At 33.2% G+C, this 26,860-nt stretch carries 27 protein-coding genes; 12 read left to right on the top strand and 15 right to left on the bottom strand.

The features are described 5' to 3' along the window. Positions 1 to 4: 4 nt before the first annotated feature. Genes IPO86_02840 through IPO86_02805 form a run of 8 tightly spaced genes read right to left on the bottom strand, consistent with a single transcriptional unit; the run spans position 5 to position 4,896 of the window. Positions 5 to 346 carry a n-acetylglutamate synthase gene (locus IPO86_02840; GenBank protein MBK9727034.1) on the bottom strand — a complete coding sequence of 114 codons (342 nt, stop codon included), beginning with the start codon at positions 344 to 346 and terminating at the stop codon, positions 5 to 7. A gap of 26 nt (positions 347 to 372) precedes the next feature. Continuing rightward, positions 373 to 660 (bottom strand): superoxide dismutase, encoded by a 288-nt coding sequence (locus IPO86_02835; protein ID MBK9727033.1) that lies wholly within the window; start codon positions 658 to 660, stop codon positions 373 to 375. A 1-nt stretch (position 661) separates the two neighbouring features. Beyond that, positions 662 to 1,459: a PhzF family phenazine biosynthesis protein gene (locus IPO86_02830; GenBank protein MBK9727032.1), complete on the bottom strand. Its 798-nt coding sequence runs from the start codon at positions 1,457 to 1,459 to the stop codon at positions 662 to 664. After that, a complete protein-coding gene (locus tag IPO86_02825) occupies positions 1,459 to 1,923 on the bottom strand; it encodes a DinB family protein (GenBank protein ID MBK9727031.1) in 465 nt (154 codons plus the stop codon). The genes IPO86_02830 and IPO86_02825 overlap by 1 nt, the downstream gene beginning before the upstream one ends. Before the next feature lie 10 nt (positions 1,924 to 1,933). Next, positions 1,934 to 2,374 (bottom strand): GNAT family N-acetyltransferase, encoded by a 441-nt coding sequence (locus IPO86_02820; protein ID MBK9727030.1) that lies wholly within the window; start codon positions 2,372 to 2,374, stop codon positions 1,934 to 1,936. 1 nt (position 2,375) lies between these two features. Next, positions 2,376 to 3,653, bottom strand: coding sequence for an aspartate/glutamate racemase family protein (locus IPO86_02815; GenBank protein MBK9727029.1), 1,278 nt, complete (start codon positions 3,651 to 3,653; stop codon positions 2,376 to 2,378). After that, positions 3,650 to 4,252 carry a GNAT family N-acetyltransferase gene (locus tag IPO86_02810; protein ID MBK9727028.1) on the bottom strand — a complete coding sequence of 201 codons (603 nt, stop codon included), beginning with the start codon at positions 4,250 to 4,252 and terminating at the stop codon, positions 3,650 to 3,652. The genes IPO86_02815 and IPO86_02810 overlap by 4 nt, the downstream gene beginning before the upstream one ends. A 5-nt stretch (positions 4,253 to 4,257) precedes the next feature. Next, positions 4,258 to 4,896: a pyridoxamine 5'-phosphate oxidase family protein gene (locus IPO86_02805; protein MBK9727027.1), complete on the bottom strand. Its 639-nt coding sequence runs from the start codon at positions 4,894 to 4,896 to the stop codon at positions 4,258 to 4,260. A 115-nt stretch (positions 4,897 to 5,011) separates the two neighbouring features. Between IPO86_02805 and IPO86_02800 the strand changes: the two genes are divergently transcribed. Further along, entirely contained in the window at positions 5,012 to 6,424 is a 1,413-nt protein-coding gene (locus tag IPO86_02800) for a PLP-dependent aminotransferase family protein (GenBank protein ID MBK9727026.1), read from the top strand. Here the strand turns inward: IPO86_02800 and IPO86_02795 are convergent. Then, on the bottom strand, positions 6,410 to 6,733 hold the full coding sequence (locus tag IPO86_02795) for a hypothetical protein (GenBank protein MBK9727025.1): 324 nt from the start codon (positions 6,731 to 6,733) through the stop codon (positions 6,410 to 6,412). The genes IPO86_02800 and IPO86_02795 overlap by 15 nt on opposite strands. A gap of 251 nt (positions 6,734 to 6,984) precedes the next feature. Between IPO86_02795 and IPO86_02790 the strand changes: the two genes are divergently transcribed. Next, entirely contained in the window at positions 6,985 to 9,945 is a 2,961-nt protein-coding gene (locus IPO86_02790) for an amidohydrolase family protein (GenBank protein ID MBK9727024.1), read from the top strand. Between the two features lie 88 nt (positions 9,946 to 10,033). Here the strand turns inward: IPO86_02790 and IPO86_02785 are convergent, their stop codons facing one another. After that, positions 10,034 to 10,630 carry a 2OG-Fe(II) oxygenase gene (locus tag IPO86_02785; GenBank protein MBK9727023.1) on the bottom strand — a complete coding sequence of 199 codons (597 nt, stop codon included), beginning with the start codon at positions 10,628 to 10,630 and terminating at the stop codon, positions 10,034 to 10,036. A gap of 246 nt (positions 10,631 to 10,876) precedes the next feature. Between IPO86_02785 and IPO86_02780 the strand changes: the two genes are divergently transcribed. The 4 genes from IPO86_02780 (at position 10,877) to IPO86_02765 (ending at position 15,418) form a co-directional block, all read left to right on the top strand. Further along, positions 10,877 to 11,161 carry a helix-turn-helix transcriptional regulator gene (locus tag IPO86_02780; protein ID MBK9727022.1) on the top strand — a complete coding sequence of 95 codons (285 nt, stop codon included), beginning with the start codon at positions 10,877 to 10,879 and terminating at the stop codon, positions 11,159 to 11,161. Positions 11,162 to 11,179: 18 nt separating this feature from the next. Continuing rightward, positions 11,180 to 11,623 carry an SRPBCC domain-containing protein gene (locus IPO86_02775; GenBank protein ID MBK9727021.1) on the top strand — a complete coding sequence of 148 codons (444 nt, stop codon included), beginning with the start codon at positions 11,180 to 11,182 and terminating at the stop codon, positions 11,621 to 11,623. Between the two features lie 283 nt (positions 11,624 to 11,906). After that, positions 11,907 to 12,986, top strand: coding sequence for a catalase (locus IPO86_02770; GenBank protein ID MBK9727020.1), 1,080 nt, complete (start codon positions 11,907 to 11,909; stop codon positions 12,984 to 12,986). Between the two features lie 65 nt (positions 12,987 to 13,051). After that, positions 13,052 to 15,418, top strand: coding sequence for a peroxidase (locus tag IPO86_02765; protein ID MBK9727019.1), 2,367 nt, complete (start codon positions 13,052 to 13,054; stop codon positions 15,416 to 15,418). 140 nt (positions 15,419 to 15,558) lie between these two features. Here the strand turns inward: IPO86_02765 and IPO86_02760 are convergent, their stop codons facing one another. Next, positions 15,559 to 15,957: a hypothetical protein gene (locus tag IPO86_02760; protein ID MBK9727018.1), complete on the bottom strand. Its 399-nt coding sequence runs from the start codon at positions 15,955 to 15,957 to the stop codon at positions 15,559 to 15,561. Positions 15,958 to 16,654: 697 nt separating this feature from the next. On the opposite strand from IPO86_02760, the gene IPO86_02755 reads away from it, so the two are divergent. The 4 genes from IPO86_02755 to IPO86_02740 all read left to right on the top strand — a co-directional run bounded on the left by IPO86_02755 (position 16,655) and on the right by IPO86_02740 (position 20,316). Further along, positions 16,655 to 17,941, top strand: a complete 1,287-nt coding sequence (locus IPO86_02755) for an amidohydrolase family protein (protein ID MBK9727017.1) — start codon at positions 16,655 to 16,657, stop codon at positions 17,939 to 17,941. A 146-nt stretch (positions 17,942 to 18,087) separates the two neighbouring features. Next, complete coding sequence (locus tag IPO86_02750) at positions 18,088 to 18,690, top strand: DUF4294 domain-containing protein (GenBank protein MBK9727016.1); 603 nt, start codon at positions 18,088 to 18,090, stop codon at positions 18,688 to 18,690. Next, the gene (locus tag IPO86_02745; protein ID MBK9727015.1) at positions 18,690 to 19,733 is read left to right on the top strand and encodes a diphosphomevalonate decarboxylase; all 1,044 of its coding nucleotides are present in this window, start codon (positions 18,690 to 18,692) and stop codon (positions 19,731 to 19,733) included. The genes IPO86_02750 and IPO86_02745 overlap by 1 nt, the downstream gene beginning before the upstream one ends. A 163-nt stretch (positions 19,734 to 19,896) precedes the next feature. Next, entirely contained in the window at positions 19,897 to 20,316 is a 420-nt protein-coding gene (locus tag IPO86_02740; protein ID MBK9727014.1) for a rhodanese-like domain-containing protein, read from the top strand. 134 nt (positions 20,317 to 20,450) lie between these two features. On the opposite strand, the gene IPO86_02735 is transcribed toward IPO86_02740, so the two are convergent. The 4 genes from IPO86_02735 to IPO86_02720 all read right to left on the bottom strand — a co-directional run bounded on the left by IPO86_02735 (position 20,451) and on the right by IPO86_02720 (position 23,670). Beyond that, a complete protein-coding gene (locus IPO86_02735) occupies positions 20,451 to 21,548 on the bottom strand; it encodes a VIT1/CCC1 transporter family protein (protein ID MBK9727013.1) in 1,098 nt (365 codons plus the stop codon). A 230-nt stretch (positions 21,549 to 21,778) separates the two neighbouring features. Then, positions 21,779 to 22,588: a glutamate racemase gene (gene murI, locus IPO86_02730; protein ID MBK9727012.1), complete on the bottom strand. Its 810-nt coding sequence runs from the start codon at positions 22,586 to 22,588 to the stop codon at positions 21,779 to 21,781. A 5-nt stretch (positions 22,589 to 22,593) separates the two neighbouring features. Further along, positions 22,594 to 23,103, bottom strand: coding sequence for an OmpH family outer membrane protein (locus tag IPO86_02725; protein ID MBK9727011.1), 510 nt, complete (start codon positions 23,101 to 23,103; stop codon positions 22,594 to 22,596). A gap of 51 nt (positions 23,104 to 23,154) precedes the next feature. After that, positions 23,155 to 23,670 carry an OmpH family outer membrane protein gene (locus tag IPO86_02720; GenBank protein ID MBK9727010.1) on the bottom strand — a complete coding sequence of 172 codons (516 nt, stop codon included), beginning with the start codon at positions 23,668 to 23,670 and terminating at the stop codon, positions 23,155 to 23,157. A gap of 524 nt (positions 23,671 to 24,194) precedes the next feature. Between IPO86_02720 and IPO86_02715 the strand changes: the two genes are divergently transcribed. Further along, on the top strand, positions 24,195 to 25,682 hold the full coding sequence (locus IPO86_02715) for a histidine ammonia-lyase (GenBank protein ID MBK9727009.1): 1,488 nt from the start codon (positions 24,195 to 24,197) through the stop codon (positions 25,680 to 25,682). Positions 25,683 to 25,803: 121 nt separating this feature from the next. Continuing rightward, positions 25,804 to 26,850, top strand: a complete 1,047-nt coding sequence (locus IPO86_02710) for an acyloxyacyl hydrolase (GenBank protein ID MBK9727008.1) — start codon at positions 25,804 to 25,806, stop codon at positions 26,848 to 26,850. The last annotated feature ends 10 nt before the right edge of the window (positions 26,851 to 26,860 follow it).

The raw sequence follows: 26,860 nt of genomic DNA, 5'->3' as shown, positions 1-26,860 counted from the left end.
AATTTTAATTTTCAAGATACTCAGAAACTCCCTTTTCGCTTTTATCGCCCAACCATTCCCAGTTTAATTTGAGTTTTATTTTGTTATTTTCAACTAAACTTATTAAGGCAATGGCTTTTCCTGCCTTTAATTCGTTTTGGTTTGTTAGGCATTGATAAAGCATTATCAGTTTATCTTCCTCCAACCGAGAAATTATTTTTCCATAAATTATACTTCCACCAAAATAGTCGGCTGTAACTAAATTGCCTTCCTGTTTATATTCAAATCTTGTTTCAGAATTTGCTTTTCCATTTTCAGAATTTTCAACGAGTGAAAAAGTTTTGTTATTGAAGTTGTATGTTTCCATTTTTGTATGGCTAGTTTTAGTCTCAGTTATTTAATTATTATTCTTTCATAGCCGGTATAAGGTTTCAACTCCATCATATCAAATCGTATCTTTTTGTTTTTTACCAATGGCAAAGAATCAAGCAATTCTTTAGCTGTTTTTCCATCCACCGTTTCAAGAATTAAAACCGCATTTTTATTTTCTGTAAAATAGATTTCTCTTAAGTTATCCGAAAGATACAGTTGAAAAACATACTTTGCTTCTTGTTCCAAGAGGCCTTCTATATTGTCCCATGTTACTCCTTCAATTTCCTTTTCTATGGCAAGTATTTTCATTTCAATTTAGATTTATTTCTCCTGTTAAATACAATCGGGCTTTACCTCCAATAATGCATCGTTCATTATTAAATTCACACAAAAGCTGCCCTCCACGAATAGACAACTGTTTTGCAATCATCTTATTTTTATTTAATTTTTTTGCCCAAATGGGTGTTAATGATGTATGTGCTGAACCCGTTACAGGATCTTCGTTTATCCCAGATTGAGGAGCAAAGAATCTAGAAACAAAATCTACGGTATTTCCTTTTGCTGTTACAATTAATCCTCTAGCTTTTAATTTAGCTATCTCTTCTAAATCAGGTTGAAGATGTTGTAATGAAATCTCATTGTCAATTAATGCGATATAATCTGTTTTTCCTTTGTATAATTCCAATGGTTTAATACCAATACATTTTTCTATTAAAACGTCTTTCAATTCACTTATTGGTTCTAATGTATCGGATGGAAAATCTAAATAAAGTATATCATCTTTCTTTTCTACACTTAAGAATCCGCTTCTCGGAGAATGAAATCTAATTACAGAATCGGGATGGTTAAATATGTTGAATAAAACAAAGGCTGAGGCTAATGTAGCATGACCACATAAATCAACTTCTACTGTTGGAGTAAACCATCTTATTTCAAAGTTCCTTTCATAGGGAACTACAAATGCTGTTTCCGCCAAATTATTTTCATTTGCAATGGACTGCATCAAGCCATCACTTAGCCATTTATCCAATATACATATAGCAGCAGGATTGCCCGAAAATAATCTATCGGCAAATGCATCAACTTGAAATATTCTAATCTTTGTCATTATTTCTTTTGGTTTTGTAAAGCTATTTTCATTTGTACGTTGTGAGATTTATTATGCAATGCAACCTTCTCAAATTCTATCTGTAAGGTTCTTAAGCCTGTTTCATTATGCACAAATTCTTTTTGATTGTATTCATCATAATACTTCTCAATAAGTTTGTAATTCATTTCTCTGCATATTGAATAAAGTTCCTTTTTGCCCGTCAGAGGTTCATTCAAATAATCAAAAGCCTTGTTCCAATCATCTTGATTGAAAGCCCAAATCACTTGTTTGGGTTCGGCAATTATTTTTTTTAGTCTTCCAGCAAATAAATATTCGGTGTCAGTTAAATGATGAAGAATTTGCCGAACATTCCATTTCCCTTCTCCATAAGTTTTATTCAATTCATTATCTGACAAATCGAAACATTGAATTGTAAATGATTTTGTGTCTTGTAAAAGATGAAGGATTTCGGACTTTGTCATTTTGATAGTTTTAGTAAATAGGTAACTCACAATTTATCTCAACAGTATCAATTGTTGCCCCCAGGTTTTCATAAAACGCAATTGCTTTGTTGTTCCAATAGGATACCTGCCATTTTAATTTATTGCAGTTTGCGGCTTTTGCAGTTTCAATTGCATGTTCAAACAGTTTACTGCCAATTCCAAGTCCACGAAATGTTGGCACTACATATAAATCATCCAAATAAATGGCTTTGCCCGACCAGGAATAATATGCTATAAAGTAGGTAGCAAAACCAATAATTACTCGATCATCAAGTGCTATCAAACAATTGAAAAAGTCCTTGTCCTTCAACATCTGCTCAGGAGTTATTAAAACTCTTTCAGGTGTTTTTATGAAGGCAGCAAATTCTTTTATCAATGAATGTATTTCATCGAAGTCACTTGTTTTAGCTTTTCTAACTTCTATTTTCATTTTAAATGGTTCTTGCGATGTCCTGAATGCATTGTTCTCTTATCATCCACAATTCATTTAGCGTAAATTTTATTTGATTATTTTCCTTAAGCCAGCTTTCCAAGTATTTTTTATGATATGCCTCTTTGTAATGCACTATTTGATGCGGCACAATTTCTATTTCTTCAATCAAATCATTAACAAAATCTTCAGATTTTGAATTTGATTTTGTTGCATCAATAATTTCATTGTAAATTTTTAGATAGCAGTGTGCTTCGGGAATGTATTCAATTTTGTATTGTAGAAGTCTTGCCTTTATTCCAGGTGTATTTACAGCATTCATTCTAAAGAGGCCCACCATAAGTTTAGCCTCATTAAAATCATGTTCAATTGCCAATTGTTTAAGTAAAGCATGTTTTGAGCTGCATGTTCCGCATTCCTCTACAAACAATGTGGTTAAATCAGCTTTGTTGATATTTCTACCATAAGGAAGCTGACGGACAAAATCCACAGCCTTTTGAAAGGTGAAAATATTCTTTTGACGGAATAGATGCGAGATATTTCCTAATGAATTTATTTTGAAATTCCTGCTATCGTCAGCATTTACACGGTAAGTGAGTGCAAAATCAACTGCTGCTTTGGCATGAATAGTTGTTGTGTCAAATAGTTGGAGTTCACAATCCGATTGTTTGATAAACATTCCAATCTCGGTGCATCCCAAAATTATTGCTTCTGCTCCTTGTTCCTTCAGATTATGCATTACAATTTGAAACATTTCCTTTGATTTATGCGATAATCTTCCTTTTGATAATTCATCCAGAATAACCGTATGAATCAAGGTTCGTTCCATGGTATTTGGGATGATCGTTTCTATCCCTGCATCCGACAGACATTTAATAAAGAAAGGATTCTCCATTGTAAATCTTGTTCCAAGCAATCCTACTTTTTTAATCTTGTGTTTTACAATTTCTATCGCTGTTTCATCTGCAATATGTATGAATGGAATTTTTATTTTTTGTTTTAACTCGCCACTTATTAAATGAGCCGTGTTGCAACAAAGCATTATACAATCTGCACCAGCATTTTCAAGATTCATTGCAATGTCACTCAACATATTTTCAATTCCGTTCCAATCATTTTTAGTTTGAAGTTGTTTAAAATCACTGTAGTTTACTGAGTACAATAATAATTTGGCTGCATTGTTACCACCCAATATTTCGTTAACTTGTTTATTTATTAAGTTGTAATAAACACCGGTTGAATGATGACTGATGCCGCCTATAAGTCCTAAAGTTTTCATGCAGTCAATTTATTTTTAAGTAGATTAGCTAAATTTTTCTTTGCATTGTCCCATTCATCTTCTATAATACTATAATAGACTGAGTTTCTTTTTGTTCCGTTATCTCTTATCATGTCATATCTTAGAATTCCTTCAAATTGACCACCAATCTTCTCAATTGCTTTTCTGGAGCGCAAATTTTCCACACTTGTTTTTAGTTGCACTCGTAGGGTCGATAAATGCTCAAAACAATACGTGAGCAATAACAGTTTACATTCTAAATTTATTGCAGTCGACCAATAATTTGGATGCATCCACGTCCAACCTATTTCTAATTTTCTATGTGCTTTTTCAATATTCATAAGTCTTGTGCTACCAATTATTTTATTTTCGTTATTAAGAAAAATTACGAATGGAAATTGTGCCCCTTTTTCTCTTTCACTGATGGCATTTCTAAAAGCGGCCATGCACCTTTCCCTATTACTCATGTCTACGGGAAGAAATTCCCAAATACTTTTTTCTCTTGCCAGAATTTCTAATTCGGCAAAATGTTTTTCTTCCAATGGGATGAGTTCAACTAATTCTCCTTTTAAAATTGTATTAGGGTTAATCCAACTCATAAATCTTATTTGTTTTTTTCAAAGTAATCTTTCACACTTCTGCTCATTTCTAACACAACTCCAAACTTGCTGTCTTGCATTGGTTGCAAGGCTTTCATTGCCAGTGGAATTTCACCACTCCACACGTCATCTTTTATTTCCACATCACCCATGGGTGCACCGGTTCTAATTTTTGCTGATGCTTTCTCAATAGTGAATCTTATAACCATAGTTGCTTTCAATTGATTTTCATCACCGATCTTCACTTCATCCCATCTTCCTTTCACAATATTTTCAGTAATGATCTTCATCCCCTTCAATCTTTCGGTTTCATCAGTCAATAAAATAGCTTTGCCAAATAAAACTACTGAACGATAATTTACAGAAGTATCAAATAATGTTTTGGCTAAAACAATTCCATCTAAATGAGTTACAGAAATGCAACTTATTTGCCCGTCTAATATTTGATTTAGCATAAAATTTTTGGTTGAGCCATGGAGATATAAATCATCTTCCTCTCTGCCATAAGCAGTAGGAATCATCATGGTTTGGCCTTGATGTTGAAATGCTACATGGCAAAGAAAACCTGCATCTAAAATCGCATGAACATTTTCTACATCATTCATTTCTCTTTTTGTTCCTCGTAATACTTTGTTAAATTCCATGTGCTATTTATTTTGGTTTGAAATATTGAACTAACGGCTGCAAAAGTCAATCAAAAATTTTAATTAGCACAGATACAAATTTGTTTATTTTAACCAGTACAGTTATATTTGCCAAATGAATAAAAAGGAACTACTCTATTTGCAGATTGCAAATACTATTGAACATCAGATCAAAAATGATGTTTTAAAAATTGGAGATAAGCTCCCATCATTACGAACAGTTGCACTTGAAAAAGGTGTTAGCTTAACTACTGCTCAACAATCTTATTTTGAGTTAGAAAGTAGGGGTTTGGTTGAATCTCGTCCACAGTCGGGTTATTATGTTTCGTATGCTCACAAGCATTTTAAAAATGTTCCGCAAACCAGTCAGCCTATAGTTGCTAAAGTAGAAGATGATACCGAGGAAATTATTTTTACTGTTTCTCAAAATATTAGTAAAGCAAAAATTGAATTGTCGACTGGTGTTCCTGCTATTGAATTGCTGCCAGTGGCTAAAATGAACAAAGACATAGTGAATGCTACTCGTACTTTACATGGTGGTGGATTGAACTACGATAAATACGGTAATCAGAATTTAAAAAAACAGATTGCAATAAGGTCATTAATGTGGGGTGGAAAATTAAAAGCGGAAGATGTAATTACCACTTCAGGGAGCATTGATGCCATTTCCTTTTGTATGCTTTCGTTAACACAAAGAGGGGATACCGTTGTCGTTGAAAGTCCTGTGTACTTTGGGATTTTGCATTTGGCAAAAAGTCTTGGGTTGAATGTTTTAGAATTACCTACCAACCCAATTACAGGCATTAAAGTAGACGCTTTGAAACAAGCATTAGAAAAGAAAAAAGTAAAGTTGTGTTTGTTGGTAAGCAATTTCAGCAATCCATTAGGAAGTTGTATGCCCGATGAAAATAAAAAGGCTGTAGTGAAATTAATGGAGAAACATAATGTTCCATTAATTGAAGATGATTTATTTGGTGATTTGTATTTTGGAAATCATCGTCCTACTTGTTGCAAAACTTATGATGAAAGTGGTATCGTTTTATTATGCAGTTCTTTTTCAAAAACATTAGCACCGGGTTATCGTGTGGGTTGGATGGTTCCGGGTAGGTTCAAAGAAAAAGTTGCCCGAACAAAATATTACCATTCGCTTTACACCGCTTCTATTACTCACGAAGCCGTTGGAAGTTTTTTGGAAAATGATAGATATGAAAATCATTTACGAAAACTGAGGCACACACTACATAGAAACTCATTGCAGTTTTTGCGATGCATTAGTCAGTATTTTCCTGATGACGCAAAAGTTACAATACCTCAAGGTGGCTTGCATTTGTGGGTAGAGTTAAATAAGAAAACAGATACAGTTGAATTATACAATACTGCAATGGCTAACGGCATCAGTATTGCCCCAGGAAGAATGTTTACCTTACAAAATCAATACAACAATTGTTTGAAATTAAATTGCGGTTTGGTTTGGAGTGATAAAGTAGAAGGTGCTTTGAAGTTGTTAGGAAAGTTAGCAGCAAACTAAAAGATGGGGCAAAGCCCCATCTTTTAGTTTCTTTTTTTGTTTGATTTCTTTTAAAATTACCGATACACTTTCTACGAAGCGATTAAAGCGTTGGCGATTGCACTCTTTTGACTTTGCTTTGGGGTCGGCATTGTGCGAAAGCAAGCAAAGGCAAATGTGTGCAATGTGGGTGGCATAGAATTTTTTGTGGGCTGGTATTTTTTTTAATTTTTTTTGTGGTTGCCTTTCAAAGCGGTGTCGGTTGTTGTCCAACTTTAGCCCAGAAAAGTTTGTTTTAGTATTGTCGGTTAATGTTTGCACTGTCGTCATACGGTTGCAGGTAACTATTGACCATTAACTATTAACTATTAACCATTAACTATTGACTATTAACCATTAACTCTTGACTATTAACCATTAACTCTTGACTATTAACCATTGACTATTAAATAATATAATACTCCATTCTTAGTTCTAATTTCCAATCTATAAAGCGTGTTTTGCTTCCTTCTTAAAAATTCAAATTATTCGATTAAGTCTGGATTTTTTTAACGAATTTTGATCTTTTAAAAGCTATTTTCATGCGTTTGTTCTTCTCCTTTCTAGTATTCATTAGTATATGTCCTTGTTTGCATGCACAAATTACATTCCCTGTGAATGGTGTTAGAAATCCAGTAAATCAGCTGATTCTTATAAAAAATGCTATGCTGCATCCGGATACGAGTAATTCGTCTATTTCTGGAGAATTATTAATCCGAAATGGCATCATTGAAGAAATCGGAAAAATCGTTCATCATCCAAAAGAAGCATTGGAAGTGGATTTACAAGGCATGCATGTATATCCATCCTTTATCGAACCACTTTGTGATTATGGGATGCCTGAAGCAAAACGATACGTTTCGAATAATGCAACGCTCAGTGCTAAAGAGGGTGCGTTTTCATGGAATGAAGCACTCCGCTCAGAAACAAAAGCGAGTCAATTATTTAATTATAAAGAAGAAGAAGCAAACAAATATAGGGAAGCCGGTTATGGTATCGTACAAACCCATATGCCAGATGGAATTTCAAGGGGTTCAGCTACGGTTGTAAGTTTAAATCGTGCAAATGAACACGAGCTCATCTTGATCCCAGAGTCTGCCCATGTTTTAAGTTTTAATAAAGGAAGTTCAGCACAAGAGTATCCTGGTTCTTTAATGGGTTCGATTGCTTTATTGAGACAATCCTATCTGGATGGCCAATTATATCAAACAGCAATAAAGAAAAAGGAAGTTAATTTTTCTATTGAAGAATGGAATCGCTTACAAGCATTACCCCAAATATTTATAGCCGGATCACCGCTCGATATTTTACGAATTCATGCCATAGCTAAAGAATTTAATATTCAATATATCATAAAAACTGCGGGCAATGAATACCAACGAGCAACTGAAATGACCTCGGTAGGAAGCCCTTTTATTGTGCCTTTGCGCTTTCCAACGGCCTATAATATTGAAGATCCTTATGAAAATCTGCAAATTGATCTTGCGGATCTCAAACATTGGGAAATGGCAGCTTCAAACCTGGCAATACTCGCAAAACAAGGAATCCCTTTCCTCCTTACCAGCCAGGAACTTAAACATAGATCCGAATTACTAACAAACGTTCGTTTGGCATTGAAACGCGGTTTAACAGAATCTCAAGCATTGCATGCATTAACGATGGGACCGGCTCGCTATCTCAATATACAAGATAAAGCAGGAACTTTAGGAATTGGAAAATTTGCAAATTTTATTGTGACTGATGGATTGTTATTTACAGAAAAAACAAATATTAAAGAAAACTGGATCCAGGGTACACGATTTAATTTTACAAAACAAAATCCAAATTCTGCTATTGCCGGAGAATATCAAATGTTATTGGATAGTATAAATTATATTTTAACGATTACAACCAAAATTGATTTTATAGATATTAAACTAAAAGCTACAGATTCGTCAAAAGTAACGTTCAGTGGGAAAGTTTCAGATCGTTATTTTTCAGGAAAATTGAATCGTGGTAATCCTCAAGGTCAAATCCTCTTTTCAACTTATTTAGCAGGGCAAGATTGGGAAGGAAAAGCACAATTAGAAAATGGAACCTGGATTCCTATTTCCTTTAAGCGTATATCTTTCTTAAATAAAGACATATCGAAAAAAGATACTAGTGTACTTGCAAAAACGGATGTCATCGGAGATGTAATTTATCCATTCATTGCCTATGGTTGGAAACAAAAACCGATTGCCAAAAACTATTTAATTAAAAATGCTACCGTTTGGACAAATGAAAAAGAAGGAATTTTATTAGCAACGGATGTGCTGATTAAAAACGGTAAAATTGTTGATATTGGTAAAAATTTAAAAGCAAAAGATGTAATATTAATTGATGCTACAAATAAACATTTGACTGCTGGAATTATTGATGAGCATTCTCATATAGCTGTACATGGTGGTGTAAATGAATGTACTGAAACTTCCACTGCAGAAGTTCGTATCGGAGATGTCATTAATTCTGAAGATATTAATATCTATCGTCAACTAGCAGGTGGTGTAACAACTTCACATATTTTACATGGTTCCTGCAATGCAATTGGTGGTCAAACCGCTTTAATTAAGTTGCGATGGGGCTTTACTCCGGAAGAAATGAAATATAAAAATGCCGATGGATTTATAAAATTTGCGCTTGGAGAAAATGTAAAACGAAGTGGTGGTAACAACAATAATCGTTTTCCAGATACCAGAATGGGTGTAGAGCAAGTTTATATAGATGCTTTTTCGAGAGCTCGTGATTATGATGTGTTGAGAAAGACTAAACCACTTGAAACTCGCCGGAATTTAGAATTAGATGCGCTTGCTGAAATTCTAAATGGCAAACGCTTTATTACTTGTCATTCCTATGTGCAGTCCGAAATTAATATGCTGATGAAGGTCGCTGAACAATTCAATTTTAAAGTAAATACATTCACGCATATACTGGAAGGATATAAAGTAGCAGATAAATTAAAAAAACATGGTGCTGGTGCAGCAGGATTTTCAGATTGGTGGGCATATAAATTTGAAGTGTATGAAGCCATTCCATATAATGGTGCCATTTTACATGATCAAGGCGTCGTTACTGCCTTTAACTCCGATGATGCTGAAATGGCCAGGAGGCTCAATCAGGAAGCTGCAAAAGCGGTTATGTATGGAAATGTACCGGAAGAGGAAGCGCTTAAATTTGTAACTCTAAATCCGGCAAAATTATTACATATTGAAGATCGTGTCGGTAGTGTTAAAATAGGTAAAGATGCAGATCTGGTGCTTTGGAATGACCATCCATTATCCATGAAGGCTTCTGCAGATTTTACGTTTATTGATGGTATAAAATTCTTTGATAAAGAAGAAGATCAAAAACTTCGATCTGAAATTCAATTAGAACGCAATCGCATTCTTCAAAAATTGATCAAATATAAAACAGCAGGGGAGACTACTGAAAACTTTAACTCAAAACCAAAAAAATTATATCATTGTGATAGCGTTGGCGAGTGAGTGCCCGCCCTTTTATAAAAGTATAATATATTTTGTATGCTTAAGAGTTCTCTACTGTGAATTGTTTTAACGTATTATTGGCCTGCTGCTAAACGTTTGTTTTTAACCAACCCGTAATACTCATTCTCGGAACATTCGTCAATAAAACTTCATGTTCCAATTCGCTGCTTTTAAAAAATACTGCCGTTCTATTGATTGGACTAATTCGTTGCAAATGATTTACATGGTGAATGCATAATTCTCCACCATCCTCTTCCTTCCAATTTGAATTTAAATACACAATCATAGAGAATTGTCGACTCCTATTATTTTGAAATTGATCTCTATGCTTCTTATAAAATGTCCCCATTGGATACAAGGCATAATGAAATTCATAATCTGTAATTCCAGTATAACAAGTACTATTTAAATATCTAATAAATTCTTCCATGAGTTTGAAAAATGCATCCTCTGCTGCATTATTATGTGTCTTATCTAACCAATAAATTAAATCACTTCGCACTAATTTATTATGCGTTATATCTAATGCATTTCCGGTTCCGGCCAATTGAAACTTCTGGGCAGAAAATAATTCCTCTAAATTTACTTTGAGATGAGTTGCTAGAGAACCACTAATAAAATTTTCTACGAGCCCTACCTTGTTTTCTATAAAACTATCAATAAGAATACTAAAGGGGTCGTTCAATGTTTATCATAGATCCAATTTGGTTATTGAAGCTAATAACCATCAAGGTAACCATTTAATTTAGATAATTGAAGCATCCCGCTCATAAATTATAAAAGCTTAACACCATGATATACCTTTTACATTCAATAGTTCAGTTTGAATTCGTCAGATTAGAAAAAACCTGAAAACTTTAAGAATCAAATTATATTTATAGATAAATACCTTCATATATAAATATTCCACCTGTGGTGAGCTGCATTTAAAATGATACAAGATCCTCCTAAACGAAATATAATTCAACTAGTTACCCATAAATCGTTGAATTTGAATACTATAGCAGATTATTTTCAAATTACCAGACCAGCGATTTCTCAACAAATTAAAATTCTGGAAGAATGTGGTTTAATCCATATTACGAAGCAGGGTGGAGAACGGTATTGTCATGCACACTTAGAATCCCTTCAATTGATTTCAACATGGATAGAACAATACAAAATATTCTGGAACTTGAAATTAGATGCCCTTGAAATACATTTAACAGAAAAATAAACGATAAAAAATTAAATCATGGAAAATTCACCAATTATACTAGAACGACTTTTTAATGCCACACCAGCTAAGCTTTGGAATGCCCTTACAGATAAAAATGAAATGAAAAAATGGTATTTTGATTTGCCAGAATTTAAAGCTGAAATTGGATTTAAATTTCAATTTTCCGGCGGACCAAGTCCCGAAAAAGAATACATACATCTTTGTGAAATTACGGAAATGATTCATGAAAAAAAATTAAGCTATAGTTGGTCTTATTTAGGATATTCTGGTATATCCTATGTCAGCTTTGAACTCTTTGAACAAGAAAACAAAACGCTTTTAAGGCTTACACATCGTGGAATTGAAAGTTTTCCAAAAGAAAATCTTGATTTTGCTATCGGAAACTTTAAAGAAGGTTGGAATCACATTATGAACACTTCACTTTCGGCTTACCTGAAATCATTTGAACAAAAGGTATAGACAGCATTTTACTACGACCTTAGAATCGTTAGAAATACAACCTTCAATTAAAGGAGATTAAAAATACAAAATTATAGGTTCCAATTTATTTAAGATACATGTCCAGAATTTAGAATTGAATTGCTAAAATTTTAATTGGGATAAACCCTTTATTCTATAAAATAAATTGAGATCCAAATCCATTCCTAAGAATTGAAAATATTGAGTACATAAATTCTTTATATTTTGCATTTGGTATTTCTTAACTTTGACCATAAGCCTTAATTTCTAAAAATCTAAAACCATGATTAACAACGATAATTGGAAAGAAGAATATTTAAACGAAGAAGGATTATTTGAAAATGGAAGTCCGGAAAAAGAATCTATTTTCTTTGACCAACTGGCAATTGACATTCGGAAAATAGTAAATCATTACAAAAATGACAATGAAAACATATCCAGAAGGGCAAATCATGCACAAATTTTGATCGGCATTACAGATGCTTATTTTAAGATACTTCCAACTTCTGTTTTCCCGCAAGATCTTTCCTTTGGTTTTTTGCAGCCAGGTAAAGAATATAAATGTATACTTCGTTTTTCAAATGCCAGTGGCGAGCTTACTCAAGATGATTCTAAACCCGATTTACGCGGACTCGCTATTCGTATTGAAACCGCTTCTGGCAATCATGATTTCCTGATGACAAATGCCGAACTTCACCATGCAAAAGATGCCAGAGAAGCTATGTTAGCGATCAAAGCCGGTGTAGAAAAAGATATAATAGCCGATTTAATTCCAGATCGATTTCCATTAGAAGATCAAATCGCAGGATTTATTGGAGCCCTCCCATTTTTAATAAAACATCTTGGATTAAAAACTGCTTGGCATATTGCAAATACACTTAAAAAACAAATGAACTTAAAAGTTGAAAGTTTGTCTTCCGAAACTTTTTGGAGCAGAGCTCCAATCGCTATTGGAAATATGAACAAACCAGAAAATACGATCGCTGTTAAATACCGCTTGCGACCGACCAAAGTAAAACCAGCTATTGAACAATTGAAATTAGGAGAAAAGGATTTAGCTACAAAATTTGCAAATGAACTGCGTGTTTCAGATATAAAATATATTTTTGAAGTCCAATTTTTTATTAATAATGAAACAACTCCTATAGAAAATGCCACCGTATCCTGGGGTGACGATACTAGTTTTATACCCGTGGCAGAATTAGTAATACCCCAAAATAGTGAAAACAAAAAAAATGAAGTAGATTCAATTTCATTTAATCCCTGGAATTTAGATTTAACAAATTTCAAACCTCTTGGAAGTATGAATCGCGCTCGTAAAAAAGTATATGAAGCAAGTCTTCAGGAGCGAAATAAAACATAAAATTTGAATTCAAATTGATTTCGTAAACTTGTATTCCATAAAATTAAAATTAAAACAATAAACGAATGAATAATTCTCAGATTTCAAAGGCTATGCAAGAATGCATCTCCTTAATAGACCAAAAAAGATATTTAGATGCAATTCATTCTTTAAAACTACAAATTGAACATGAGCCAAATGCTGAAATGTTTGCATTACTTGGATTAACATATTTTCACAATGAGCAGTATCCACTCGCAATGGAAGCATATCAAAAGGCATTGGATACGGATCCTTCAAATATAGAATGGAATCAAATGCTTCAAAAACTTAGAGCGAATGCCTTGACAGAAGTAAATATACCGATTCCGGATGTATATCATTTTGAACGTGAAAAACTTTTAATGAAACCCATTGTAGGTATTGGTTCTATTCCTATAGATCCATTGCCAGCGCATGTAGCAAATCCCCGCTTAAAAAACATAGAATTATTTTTAGGACAAGCAAGTGGATCTATTTCAACATTTTTCTTTGAACTTTTAGTTAAGACCTGGGGATCACTTGTAGGTACAAGCGGTAAAATCTGGACAAATTGGTATAGAAGACCTTTGATGTTAGGAATCTTAACGCTTGCTTATATGCGAGAAAAATTAAATAAAAATAATCTTAAATCTACCTATCCAAAAGGTAGCTTAGTAGGATTTCAAGAAGCTGGTCAAAAGCCTCCGGAAGGCGTACAATATTATCGAACCGCAGATGGCAGTTGGAATAACCTTGAAAATCCGAAGGAAGGCGCAGCTGGAACACGCTTTGCTAGAAACATTCAAATTGATGCTGTTATACCAGAAACAGGAAGTCATTTACTGACTCCAAATCCCAGGGAAATATCGCTTAAGTTATTGAGCCGCGAAGGGGAAATGAAAGAAGTTCCTTTTTTAAATATGCTTGCAGCTTGTTGGATACAATTCCAAAATGCAGATTGGATTAATCACGGTGAAAATAATTTAAATGAATTAATTGAAGTTCCACTTTCTGAAAATGACCCTGCAAGAAAAAAATTCCTTCAAACAAAAATGTTCATTCCGAGAACACAAGCGGATCCAACTCGTATGGAAGGTAAAGAAGAAGTTGCAACAAGTTTTATAAATGAAGTTACACATTGGTGGGATGGTTCACAAATTTATGGAAGCGATCAGGAGACTGTAGATCGACTTCGAAGCGGAGTTGATGGGAAACTGAATGTAAATCCGGATGGAACACTTCCATTAGACCAGAAAGGAATAGAGCAAACCGGGTTTGTAAGAAATTGGTGGGTTGGTATGACCTTACTTCATACCCTATTTACCAGAGAACATAATGCCATTTGTGATCACTTAAAATTGCATTATGCAGATTGGGATGATACCAGAATATTTAATGTTGCCAGATTAATAAATGCAGCCACTATGGCAAAAATTCATTCCGTCGAATGGACGCCTGCTATTCTTGCAAATCAAGGTTTAGATACGGCCCTAAATGCAAATTGGTATGGAATTCTTACAAATTTATTTACCAAAGGAAAACAATTAAAAACGGTTTCTCAAATAAATGTAAGAAATCCAGAATTAGGGGGCGTCGTTGGAAATCCGATTAATAAACATGGTGTTCATTTTGCATTCACGCAAGAATTTGTAGAGGTATATCGTTTACATTCTTTACTTCCAGAAAAACTACAACTTAAAAAATTCAGTACGGGAGAAAAAATAATGGATCTTCCCTTTCCGGAGACCCGACAGTCCGGTGCAGCTAAACTTACAAAACAGGTACCTTTAGTCGACCTATTTTATTCGTTTGGAAATCAACATCCCGGTCAATTAGTACTTCATAATTATCCTCAATTTATGCAGGAATTAAGCATACCCTTTAACCCCGTTTTTGATATGGGTGCGGTAGATATTATTCGAGCACGGGAACGCGGTGTACCCAGATATAATGAATTTAGAAGACAACTTGGCTTGTTACCAATTAAAACATTTGAAGACCTCACAGAAGATCCTAAAATTATTCAGGAATTAAAAGATGTTTATGGACCTCATTCAGAAGCTGTAGAATTATTAGACTTACTAGTTGGTACTTTAAGTGAAGGCCATAGACCGGATGGTTTCGGTTTTGGTGAAACCATGTTTCAAATTTTTATTTTGAATGCTACCAGACGCTTACAATCAGATAGATTTTATACAGATTGCTATACGGAAGCATATTATACAAAGGAAGGCATGGCTTGGATCGACAATTCCGATTTGAAAACTATCATCCTTAGACATTATCCAGAATTAGCGAATTCAGGTCTTGGAAATATCAAAAATGCATTTGAACCCTGGGATACAGATAAAAATTTAAATCCATCAAGACATCCATTACGAGCCTGGGATAAAACTTTAAAAAATGGACCTTGGATTGGGGATGCTAACTAAATTTATTGAATTCCAATTTCAATCATTATACAGTATATACTTCAATCCAAATAAAATAAATCTTTACATTTTAGCAAAATGTAAATTACCAATGCAGTAAAAGAATTCAAATAACAGAATTTATATAAGAACTCCTAAATTTATTTTTTTGAATTTAAATAAATAACAATCTCCTCTAAACTATTAAAAACTAAGGCTCCATTTTTACGAATCAATATTGCAACAGCCTCTAAAGATTTTAATTGGTCTGCTGAAAATATACTACCATCAGGATCCATTTCTAAATAACAAAAAATTGTTTTTAGTGGTTGCTTATTACTATCATCTACGAGTTCAGCAATAGAATAAAATCCTTCCATTCTAGGGGTAATTACATAAAGTAAAAAATCGCATAGTTCTCGTTGTTTAATTTCCTCTATTTGATTTTCTATTTTCCAAACATCCGCTACGGGATTAAAATAATTAATTTCTAAAGCTGGAATAATTTCTGTTCTCCAGTTACTATCATTGCAGGTTCCTCCCAAAAATACTTTTTTCATTTATATTGTGTTTTACTGGCAATTCGTATTAAATCCTATTTACAAACAATATTTAAATCCCATAATATCACAATTCCTTTGAATTAATAACTCCTATATCCTTGTCTATTAATTTACATGCTATTTTTTCGGTATTAGAAGTTTAAAGATAAGGACTGGAATTAAAAGCCTTTAAAATTTTAAATATGTTTCGGTTTATCTCGATTTTTATAGTAAGCGCAATTAAAACTTGACTTCGGTAAATTTTAACTATAAATTTACAAAATCATTTTCGTGATTGTAATGAAGTTATTACCATCAAGGTTAATTCTCTTTCCGTAAGCAAAGTTTTTGAAATCTGATTTACCTAATGAATTACTTAACTTTATACCTTGTACTTCTCTTTTTTATACTAGATCGAAAATTATTCTGGAATCGCAAAGAGTGCCGGCAATACTTTCGGAGGACATCTTGAAAAAGCCAAATTTAGTATTAGCTCAATTAGGAAGCAAGTGTTTCAAAACAGTTTAGCATTTATCTTTCTATAAGCTTCACCGGGTATTACATTAAGATTTTCTCAATTTAAAAATATGGCTGCAAACAATATAAGTCATTTTCCTAAAAACTTCCAACTGAATATTTTTATATTTGCATGACCGTAAGCTTATCAAATTTAAACTATCATTCAATTTTTAAAAGCGTTTTTTCAATAATGTATATGAACTATAAATTCTTATTGTCTTTCCTGAATTTAATACTTTTCTACATAAATGCCTCGGCACAACCAGCTCCAGCCCCTGTGCAAAAGGAAATAATTTGTATTCAAGGTGGTACCATTCATGTTGGAAATGGAACACTGATTCCGAATGGAATAATTATTTTTGAAAAAAATAAAATAATCTATGTTGGAATCGATTCCAATCAATGTAAAGGTGTAAAAACAAAAATTAATGCTTCTGGAAAACATATATATCCGGGATTTATTTGTCCGGCAACCAATCTGGGTTTAGCTGAAATAGAACAGGTTAAAGCAACGCTGGACGATCGGGAAATTGGTAGCTTAAATGCTAACGTACGTTCGTTAACTGCATATAACACCGATAGCAAAATAATACCAACCGTAAGAAGTAATGGAATGCTTTTAGCTCAAATAATTCCTCAAGGTGGCATTATATCTGGTCAATCCAGCATCCTGCAACTGGATGCCTGGAATTGGGAAGATGCCGTAATCAAAGCAGATGATGGTGTTTTTTTAAATTGGCCTGGCTTGTCCTTTAGAAATTATACTTCTGATACTGAAAAACAACAAACGCAGGATAGATATCAGTTAGAATTAAATAGTATAAAAAACTACTTTGATGAAGCCTTTGCTTATGCAAACCAAAGCCAACATTTCGAAAAAAACCTCGGATTTGAAGCATTAAGATTACTTTGGACTTCCAAAAAAAAGCTTTACATCAGAGCACATCAAGCAAAAGCAATAATACAAGCCGTTCAATTTGCTAAAAATTATGGCATTACACCCATATTAGTAGGAGCTTCAGATTCCTGGAGAATTACTGATTTTTTAAAACAAAACCAGATTCCCATAATTCTTACAGACCTTCATAGTTTACCGCTTCGGGAAGATGATGACATTGATCAACCTTATAAAAATCCAAAAATCCTACAAGATCAAGGCATTCTATTCTGTTTAAGTATGAATGGCTTCTGGCAACAACGCAATTTAGTTTTTCAGGCAGGACATGCTTTAGGATATGGATTAGAATACGAACAAGCCGTTGCTTCTATTTCTTTGAATGCTGCAAAAATAATGGGAATTGAAGAACAAACCGGCAGTATTGAAATTGGAAAAGATGCTACGCTTTTTATCAGCGATGGAGATGCCTTAGATATAAGAAGCAATCATGTCACCCGAGCATTTATTCAAGGCCGTGATATCGATCTGGATAATAAACAAAAAGAACTTTACCGGCGTTTTTGGTCAAAATATCATCCAAATTAATAAAAATCATCGCCCCCTTAATTTGAAATTCATTGCCCGCTTTTAACACCATACCAATGGAAGCCCAGGAGACCTTGTTTTTTGAAATAAATAATTTTTAGCTTACCTTCATGTGATAAGAGAACCCAATTTTGCGTTATCAAACCATGCATTTTCTACTATTTTATATTCTATTAATTTTACCCTATTGCGTAAATGCTCAGGTTGAAGATAAAGAATATCAAACGATTATTGATGGCATACCGGTGATTGTACAGATTCGAAATGGAGATACTACCATTTTTGCTGAATTAGAAAAAGCTGTTGTAAAACCTGTTAAATTTTATACGGAACAAAAAGAACAGGAACGCTATTTAAAATATAAACGATATGCTGCCGTTGTCTATCCATATGCTGTTCATGCCGTTCGATTATACAATCAATTACAAACCGCAACAACAGGACAATCTGAAAAAGAAAGAAGAAAATTTGTTAAAAATATAAGTTATACACTGGAAGAAGAATTTGAGAAGCCTCTCAAAAATCTAACTAAAACACAAGGTTTTTTGCTAACAAAAATGATTGAAAGGGAATTAGATAAACCATTTTATTCCATAATAAAAGAATTGAAAGGTGGTTTTACTGCCTTTTATTGGAATCAACTCGGAAAAATGAATGGCTATAAACTTAAAGACCAATATCATGCAGGTGATGATGAACTCCTGGATTCTGTTTTAGAAGAATTTGATTTAAAAAAAGATTTAAATTAATGAAAAACCAATCTATTCGCTGGATAAGTCCTTCCAATATTGCAATTATTAAATATTGGGGAAAATTTGGAAACCAGCTTCCAATGAATCCCTCATTAAGCTTTACACTCTCCGAAAGTAAAACAGATACAAGTATAACATGGGAGGTAATACCAAACCAAGAAACTTGTAGTTTTAATTTTTTTTATGATGGAAAACCAAAGCCCTCATTCGAAACAAAAATTAGTAATTTTCTTAAAAAACTGGAAGTCGAATATAATTGGTTAAAATCATTACACCTAGAAATAAATAGTAAGAATACCTTTCCACATTCTGCTGGCATCGCATCCTCTGCTTCCGCTATGAGTGCTATTGCGCTTTGTTTAGTTTCTATAGAAAACGAAATAAACAAGCAACCATATATCGAAGACGTGTTTTACAAAACAGCCTCTAGAATTTCCCGATTGGGTTCTGGTTCTGCTGCAAGATCTGTATTTCCAGTCGCTGCTTTGTGGGGTGAATCAATTCCTGTTGAATCCAGCGCTAACGATTATGCAATTCCGTTTATAAATAATATTCACCCTATATTTCGTGAACTTCAAGACTATATTTTCATCATCAATAAAAATGAAAAATTAGTCTCCTCGTCAGGAGGGCATCAACTCATGGAAAATCATCCATATCGAGCGTCAAGAATCCAACAAGCAAATGAAAATATAAGTAAATTAATTCCAGCCCTAGCCACCGGTGCATTTCCAGAATTTGCTATGATCTGCGAAGAAGAAGCTTTATCCTTGCATGGCTTAATGATGAGTTCAAGGCCTGGATATATATTACTTGAACCGGAATCTCTTTGGTTGATCAATGAAATAAAAGCATTCCAAAACCTTACACAATTACCAATAACATTTACAATTGATGCCGGACCGAATATACATATGCTTTTCCCTAAAAGTATTAAAAAAGAAGTTGACAGCTGGATCCAAAAATCATTACCAGGATATTTAATAGAAAATCGAATCATTTTTGACTCTGTAGGACTCGGACCAGAAAGAATCATTTAAATACTATTAAAATAATTCTCCATTGAGCAAAATAATCATTAGAAATAAATTTTATCAAACCAGGCTATGGATGAAATTATTTTTATTTTTATTTATTTTTCCTAGCTTAATTTTTTGCCAATCTAAAACTGATATACATATATTAAATCCGGATTATGGCAAAATGCTTAATCAATTTCTTTCACATGCTGTTCCTGAAATGAGCTGCAAAGAATTATCGGCAAATTTTGAAAATTATATTCTTTTAGATACACGCACAAAAGAAGAATTTGATTTGAGTCATTTAAAAAATGCAAGATGGATTGATTACAACAACTTTAAGCTCTCCTTAATAAAAGATCTACCAACAGATAAAGCCATTGTTTGTTATTGTTCAATTGGATATAGAAGTGAAAAAATAGCTAAGAAGTTAATTCAAAACGGCTATAAAAATGTTCATAATTTATATGGAAGTATATTTGAATGGACAAATCTAAATCTTCCGTTATACAATAATAATGCAGAAATAACATTTTCAATTCATGGCTATAATAAAAAATGGAGTCGTTGGATTGACAATAAAAATATCAAAATAATCTATTAAATAGTAACTGAATTAATTTAGGATACTCTTTTACTTAGCCACTCCGTTCCTATTTCAAATTAGTGATTCTTCTTCATTAACTCTAATGTCTTTACCAATAGTAAATTGCAAAAAATAAATGCATTCAAATACAATTATCCAATCATGGATACACCAATTAATTTACCAATTAAAAACGTTATTGCTGCAGCCGACAATCCAAAAAATACTTGACGAAATCCTGAAAAAAGTACCGCCTTTCCGGTAAATAAGGTGATTGCTGCTCCAATTATAAATAAACCCAAGGCACTAAATCCTACACTTAAATAGATAGCAGTCATACCGGAAGTAAAAAAGAATGGTGCTACGGGAATGATGGCCCCAATTGCAAAAAGTATGAAAGAAAAAAATGCTGCTTCCATTGCAGATCCTTTTAATTCTTCTGCATTAATACCCAATTCTTCTTTAACTAAAAATTCATGCGCTTTCTTCTTGTCTTTTAGAATTTCTTCTGCCATTACTTTTGCTTGTTCCGAAGGAATCCCTTTAGCTATATAAATTAAAGCAATTTCTTGCTGTTCACCTGCTGGATTTATTTCCAGCTCTTCCATTTCCAACTGCATTTGATTTTCATAAAGTTCTTGTGAACTTTTAACGGAGATCCATTCTCCTAATGCCATCGACAAAGCACCTGCAAGAAGGCCTGCGATCCCGGTTAATAAAACGGTACTTTGGCCTCCCGTTGCACCTGCCACACCCATGACTAAACTAAAATTTGATATGAGACCATCATTCCCACCTAACACTGCTGCTCGGATTGCATTCCCACCTACAGATCGATGTCTTTTCTCAAATCTTGCAAAAGAACCACCCCCAATTTTTGCTTCACTATCAAGTATGTTCCGTAAAATTTTTACATGGTTGGTTTCACTGCCGCTAATTTCCATTTTGTTTTTAATCTTGGCAGAAATCATGGCTTTTGAGATACTTTTTTCAGTATCCATTAAAATCCCCAATACAAAGTCATATCCAAACCAACGCCCAATTTGATTTATCACTAGCGCCTTTTTAGATGGTTTTGGAAAGGGTTCTAAGGAAAGCTTTTGATTCTTTAAAAATGCAATTGCATGTCCTTTTTCAATTTCACTCATCTGAAAAAAAACATCCTTTATTACAGGGTCTTTTTCATTTTCTGCTAGTTTATGATATAAGTAATAAGCATCTATTTCCGTTTGTGTATTTTTAGATATCATAAACACATCCATTTAATGAATACAATATTACAAATATAAATCTATTAAAATTAAAAAATGATTTTAAACCAGGGATATTCAATTCCGTTTTTTAAACGAAGAATCAATGATTTTAGAAATGAAACTGAAGGAAATATCCATTCTTTTAAAAGTTAAATATTTTATTCATAGAGCGTGGTGACTTTAAAGAAAAAGGCAGGAGCCAATTTTTATAAAGATTAAAACTTGAACTACTCCCAAATGTTCATCCGCTTCAAATCAATTGCTTCGGGATAAAACAATTTAGTTGTTTTCAAGAAATTTTCAGAATAATCAGAAACAAAAAATTGATCTTCTCCAATTTTTTCTTCACATAGCAGATCTTTATTTTTCAAAGCTGTTTTCAGTGCTATTGCAGTAACATTTGTGGAATCAAGAACGGGTATTTTAGGATTGTAAAATTCAGCAATTTCTTGTTTAATTAAGGGATAGTGCGTACACGCTAATAGTAAAGCTTCAATACCATCAAGAATTGGATCGGATAAATAATTCTCAATTACAGAATGACTAATCGTATTATTTACAAATCCTTCTTCTATCATGGGTGCTAACAATGGCGTAGCCAATGACTTTAATTTAAGTTGCGCATTTCTTTTTTTGAATTGTTTATCATAAACACCAGATTGCACGGTTGCATGCGTTGCTATTAATCCGATATTCGTAAAAGAAAAGCTACAACAATGGTCTACAAGAGGATCCACTACATTTACAAAAATTGCTTTTTCCTTAAAAAAATCTAATAACACTTCATATGCTGCAGTGGATGCTGAATTACATGCAACAACGATTGCCTTACAGTTTTTCTCCAATAAAAATTTACAGATTCGCAATGAAAAATATCGAATGGCATCATGTGATTTTTCACCATATGGCAAATGTGCAGTATCACCAAAATAAATGAAACTTTCTTGAGGTAATAATTTATGAATTGCAGAAGCTACCGTCAGACCTCCAATGCCTGAATCAAAAATTCCTATGGGCCTTCTGGCTTCTGCTTTCACTAAATTTAAATGCCCAGTTTAGCTTTTACAATGGCAGTAACATCTAAGGATTCCTGAGCATATAAAAGCATCCCGGCACTTGAATCAAAAATGTAAACGAACTGTCCTTCTGTAGCTACTTGTTTGATTGCACTATTTACCTTGTCGATTAATGGTTGTAACATTTCTTGCCTTTTACTTCCCAACTGTTTTTGGACATCTTGTTCAAATTTTGCAAGCTCTCCTTCTTGTTCTTTTAATTTTCTTGCTTCTTCTTCTAAGGCCTTTGGACTTATTTCTCCGGATTGCTCCTTTCTTTGTAATTCTTTATATTTACCTTCCAACTCCTGGACCATCATTTGCCCTTTTTTCTCAAGTTGTGTTTGTAAGGCTTGTAAATTAGCATCAGCCTGTTTAACTTCTGGTAATTCTGCAAGTAATGCTTGAGAATTTAAATATCCGAATTTCTGAGCAGAAATTGTAGTTAAAAAACAACCGAAAATACATACGGTTAAATATAAAATGTTGATTTTCATTTAATTATAAAATTTTTGTTTGCAAATATAGGATCTTATTTAAAAAAGAAATTACTTAGATTTTAATTTTTTTATAATTGCTTCGGTCTTATCTAAATCTTTATTATAATAGATGATTCCAGCTGAACCACTTGTATCAAACATTGCATCTAAGGTGTTTGCCAATGCAAAATCCTGAATTGCAGTATATACCCGATCCTGAATTGGACGAACTAAATCTTGTCTTCTCCGAAAAAGTTCTCCTTCTTCACCAAATTTATCTTTTTGGAGTTTGCGAACCTCTTTTTCTTTATTTGTAATTTCCTCTTCCTTTTGCTTCCTTTGATCTTCCGTTAATAACACCTGTTCTGCCTGATATTTATTATACATTGCTTTAATTCGGTCATATTCAATTGCAATTTCCTGTTTCCAACTTGCCGCCACCCTATCCAACTCCTCTTGTGCCTTTTTATAATCATCCATATTATCTAAAACCTTATTGACATCGACTAAGGCAAAACGCTGGCTATAGCTGCTCCCAACAAAACAGATTAATAAAGTCAAAATGAAGAAAAACTTGATTTTCATGTTTTTAAATTTTATTCAATGAATCAGTACAAACGTATAACTGCTTTAAAAAGTGCCCAAAAGTAAGGCTTTGTTTTTATATTCAGGTATTCCTGCTCTCTTGTAAACCCTATCTATTGCTGTAAAATTTTTTTAAATTGCATTTTTAACCTGAACTTAACTTCACCTTGTGTTCGTTTTAACCTAAAATGCAAGTTTGAAGGCACAGATAAATGTTTAATCCAGAAATTAACTCTGAACCCAGGAGAACTATTGCTCATGATTTTAGAAGAAAATTACAAAATCCGAAATTCATTTTATATTTAACACCCAATCCTGATTTTCTTCTTTCAAAAAGGCTCTTTTGTCCTTTATCTTAATTCAAACTAAATATTAAGTCTCCTACATTCAAAAAGACCTAATAATTAACAAAGATTTTTCGATTTAATGCAAAAATTAAATTTGCCGATTTTTAAGCGTTATAAAGTTTTTAGCCAAAATCTTGATAATCTAATAGAATTTCACTTCCTTTTTATCTTTGCTCTATGAATCCAATTTTTCAGATCAGTAGAAATTCTATTACGCTTCAAAAATTACAAGAAATTCAAGAAAAGGATCTTAAACTAGATTTAGATCCTGAATTAAGAGTTTTACTTTACAATCAAAGAATTAAACTGGATTTGATACTTTCCACAAATGATAAGCCCATTTATGGAATTAATACAGGATTTGGTGCTCTCTGTAACACTAAAATTCCAGATGATCAGTTGCATGAACTACAGTCAAACCTGGTTAGATCTCATGCCTGTGGATTTGGTGCTTATGTCTCGGAAGATCTTGCCCGTTTAGTATTATTATTAAAAATTATCGGACTATCACAAGAATATTCTGCTGTCAGACCCGAATTGATAGAATTTTTAATTTTATTATATAATCATCGTATCATTCCTGTAATACCTGAAATGGGATCCTTAGGAGCTTCCGGAGATCTCGCTCCGCTAGCACATTTATCTCTATCTGCAATCGGTGAAGGTCTCGTTAATTACAATAATAAAATTCTTGAATCCAATACTGTTTTTAAAGATTTAAATATTAAAGTTCCATTTTTAAAAGCTAAGGAAGGCTTGGCATTATTAAATGGTACACAATATTCTTTAGCTTTATTAATTACGGCTGTTTTGAAAGCGCGACGCTGTTATCATCAAGCGAATTTAAACGCAGCACTTTCTATGGAATCTTTTAATTGTAATATTTCTTTTTTACATCCAAAAATTCAGGAGATTAGAAATCAGTCAGGACAGGTCCATGCGGCCAATGAAATTTCTTCCTGGCTTGTTGATAGCGATATTCAAACCAGAAGCAATAAATCAGTGCAAGATCCATACTCTTTTCGTTGCGCACCGCAGGTACATGGGGCTAGTTTTGATGCCATAAAATATTGCGAAACGATTGCAGAAAATGAATTGAATTCTGTAACAGATAACCCACTCCTTATTTCCTCAACCGAAGTGATTTCAGGTGGTAATTTTCATGCACAACCATTAGCTTTGGCTTCAGACTTTTTATGTCTTGCTACAACAGAATTAGCTAATATTTCTGAAAGACGAATTTATCAGTTGATTTGTGGTACGCGTGGCTTGCCAGATTTTCTAACAAATGAACCGGGTTTAAATTCCGGCTTCATGATTGTTCAATATGCCGCCGCTGCTGCTGTTAGTATGAATAAACAACTTTCTTCTCCAGCTTCGGTTGACTCCATTATAAGTTCTAAAGGTCAGGAGGACCATGTAAGTATGGCTGCAAATGCCGGACTAAAATGCAATAAAATTGCCGAACAAACGGAACTTGTTTTAGCCATGGAATGGATGACTGCAACCCGGGCATGGAATTTTAGAAAAGATTGGAAACTTCAAAATAATTTAGAAAAATATTATAAAAACTATCTCGATATTATACCTTTTAAAAAAGAAGATCATATCCCTTCGAATGATTACGAAAAAACTATTTTATATCTTAGATCCATAGCGTATTAATTTGAACAAATATATTTTTATTTTGATAATGTTATATTGCAATTTAGGAATTGCACAAGGCAAAAAATGGTCTGTGCAATTTGCTGTTCTTCCCGGTAAATTATTGAAACACTCGGAAAAAATGAAATTTATTCCATCCGGATATTCAAAATTTATGGAACTAGATTTAGCATATCAAACGCAGGGTAAAAAACGGTGGGAGCGTTATTATCATTATCCCAGAATTGGATTTGGATTTAGATATTTGGATTTTGGAGCGCCTGTAAATGTATTGGGAAAAGGGGTTTCTTTTTATCCTTATCTTGACTTAGGCTTTTTTCAAAGGGCCAATTTTTCAGGTCGTTTTATAATTGCATGCGGACTTGCTTATTTAGATCATCCCTTTCACATAAAAAATAATCCATTACAAACGGCAATTGGTTCTAAATGGAATAATTTAACAAACTTTCAATTGCGGTTTGAACATAAATTCTTACAAAACAAATTGCTATATACTGGAGTTTCACTATCTCATATTAGTAATGGCGCTTATCAAGCACCTAATCTTGGACTTAATTTTTTATCTGTAATTTTGGGTCTGGCATTTGATTCCCATAGACCTGTAGATGATTTTAGATCTGGAAAAATAGTAAAAGAAGACTTTTCACGCAATTTAACAAAATTTTCCTTTAGTGTTGAAACAGGCTTGACTTTGAAAGAAATCCGGATCCCCGGTGGTCCAAAATACTTAATTAGCTGGTATATGTTAGATGCCGGTTATCAATATAATGATTTTAAATCCTGGAGACTCAGTCTTGATATTGAGAAGAATCATTTAGCTTCTTATTTTAGTGACTACACGGAATTAAAGCCCAACAAAAAAAGTGCCTCAAAAGATGGTCTGCGGTTGAATGCGTATCTTGCACATCAATGGCTTTTTGGTAATATTGGACTAACGATTCGAACTGGTTATCAATTTTTAAGAAAAATTAGTTTGGATGATTATCCGGTTGTGACAAAATTAGATCTTTCATATATTGTTCCATATTCAATCAAAAATACCATAAAACCATATGTTGGCGTTAGTTTAAAAACACATTTTGGGACTGCAGAATATATTGGCTTGATGGCTGGTTTGCGAATCCATAATGAGAAAAGGATGCAAGCAATGTCACAAAATTTATTTTAAGAAATAAGTA

Source organism: Saprospiraceae bacterium (assembly GCA_016717265.1).
GTDB lineage: Bacteria > Bacteroidota > Bacteroidia > Chitinophagales > Saprospiraceae > Vicinibacter.
This window is presented reverse-complemented; position numbering and strand designations above follow the sequence as displayed.

Bases quoted from the DNA above. Each gene is read 5' to 3' on its own strand.
- IPO86_02830 (MBK9727032.1), bottom strand. From the start codon at position 1,459: ATGACAAAGATTAGAATATTTCAAGTTGATGCATTTGCCGATAGATTA.
- IPO86_02835 (MBK9727033.1), bottom strand. From the start codon at position 660: ATGAAAATACTTGCCATAGAAAAGGAAATTGAAGGAGTAACATGGGAC.
- IPO86_02715 (MBK9727009.1), top strand. From the start codon at position 24,195: ATGAATCCAATTTTTCAGATCAGTAGAAATTCTATTACGCTTCAAAAA.
- IPO86_02810 (MBK9727028.1), bottom strand. From the start codon at position 4,252: ATGAGTTGGATTAACCCTAATACAATTTTAAAAGGAGAATTAGTTGAA.
- IPO86_02820 (MBK9727030.1), bottom strand. From the start codon at position 2,374: ATGAAAATAGAAGTTAGAAAAGCTAAAACAAGTGACTTCGATGAAATA.
- IPO86_02765 (MBK9727019.1), top strand. From the start codon at position 13,052: ATGAATAATTCTCAGATTTCAAAGGCTATGCAAGAATGCATCTCCTTA.
- IPO86_02790 (MBK9727024.1), top strand. From the start codon at position 6,985: ATGCGTTTGTTCTTCTCCTTTCTAGTATTCATTAGTATATGTCCTTGT.
- IPO86_02760 (MBK9727018.1), bottom strand. From the start codon at position 15,957: ATGAAAAAAGTATTTTTGGGAGGAACCTGCAATGATAGTAACTGGAGA.
- IPO86_02725 (MBK9727011.1), bottom strand. From the start codon at position 23,103: ATGAAAATCAACATTTTATATTTAACCGTATGTATTTTCGGTTGTTTT.
- IPO86_02745 (MBK9727015.1), top strand. From the start codon at position 18,690: ATGAAAAACCAATCTATTCGCTGGATAAGTCCTTCCAATATTGCAATT.
- IPO86_02805 (MBK9727027.1), bottom strand. From the start codon at position 4,896: ATGGAATTTAACAAAGTATTACGAGGAACAAAAAGAGAAATGAATGAT.
- IPO86_02755 (MBK9727017.1), top strand. From the start codon at position 16,655: ATGAACTATAAATTCTTATTGTCTTTCCTGAATTTAATACTTTTCTAC.
- IPO86_02720 (MBK9727010.1), bottom strand. From the start codon at position 23,670: ATGAAAATCAAGTTTTTCTTCATTTTGACTTTATTAATCTGTTTTGTT.
- IPO86_02775 (MBK9727021.1), top strand. From the start codon at position 11,180: ATGGAAAATTCACCAATTATACTAGAACGACTTTTTAATGCCACACCA.
- IPO86_02780 (MBK9727022.1), top strand. From the start codon at position 10,877: ATGATACAAGATCCTCCTAAACGAAATATAATTCAACTAGTTACCCAT.
- IPO86_02815 (MBK9727029.1), bottom strand. From the start codon at position 3,653: ATGAAAACTTTAGGACTTATAGGCGGCATCAGTCATCATTCAACCGGT.
- IPO86_02795 (MBK9727025.1), bottom strand. From the start codon at position 6,733: ATGACGACAGTGCAAACATTAACCGACAATACTAAAACAAACTTTTCT.
- IPO86_02825 (MBK9727031.1), bottom strand. From the start codon at position 1,923: ATGACAAAGTCCGAAATCCTTCATCTTTTACAAGACACAAAATCATTT.
- IPO86_02735 (MBK9727013.1), bottom strand. From the start codon at position 21,548: ATGATATCTAAAAATACACAAACGGAAATAGATGCTTATTACTTATAT.
- IPO86_02750 (MBK9727016.1), top strand. From the start codon at position 18,088: ATGCATTTTCTACTATTTTATATTCTATTAATTTTACCCTATTGCGTA.
- IPO86_02800 (MBK9727026.1), top strand. From the start codon at position 5,012: ATGAATAAAAAGGAACTACTCTATTTGCAGATTGCAAATACTATTGAA.
- IPO86_02840 (MBK9727034.1), bottom strand. From the start codon at position 346: ATGGAAACATACAACTTCAATAACAAAACTTTTTCACTCGTTGAAAAT.
- IPO86_02740 (MBK9727014.1), top strand. From the start codon at position 19,897: ATGCTTAATCAATTTCTTTCACATGCTGTTCCTGAAATGAGCTGCAAA.
- IPO86_02710 (MBK9727008.1), top strand. From the start codon at position 25,804: ATGAAATTTATTCCATCCGGATATTCAAAATTTATGGAACTAGATTTA.
- IPO86_02770 (MBK9727020.1), top strand. From the start codon at position 11,907: ATGATTAACAACGATAATTGGAAAGAAGAATATTTAAACGAAGAAGGA.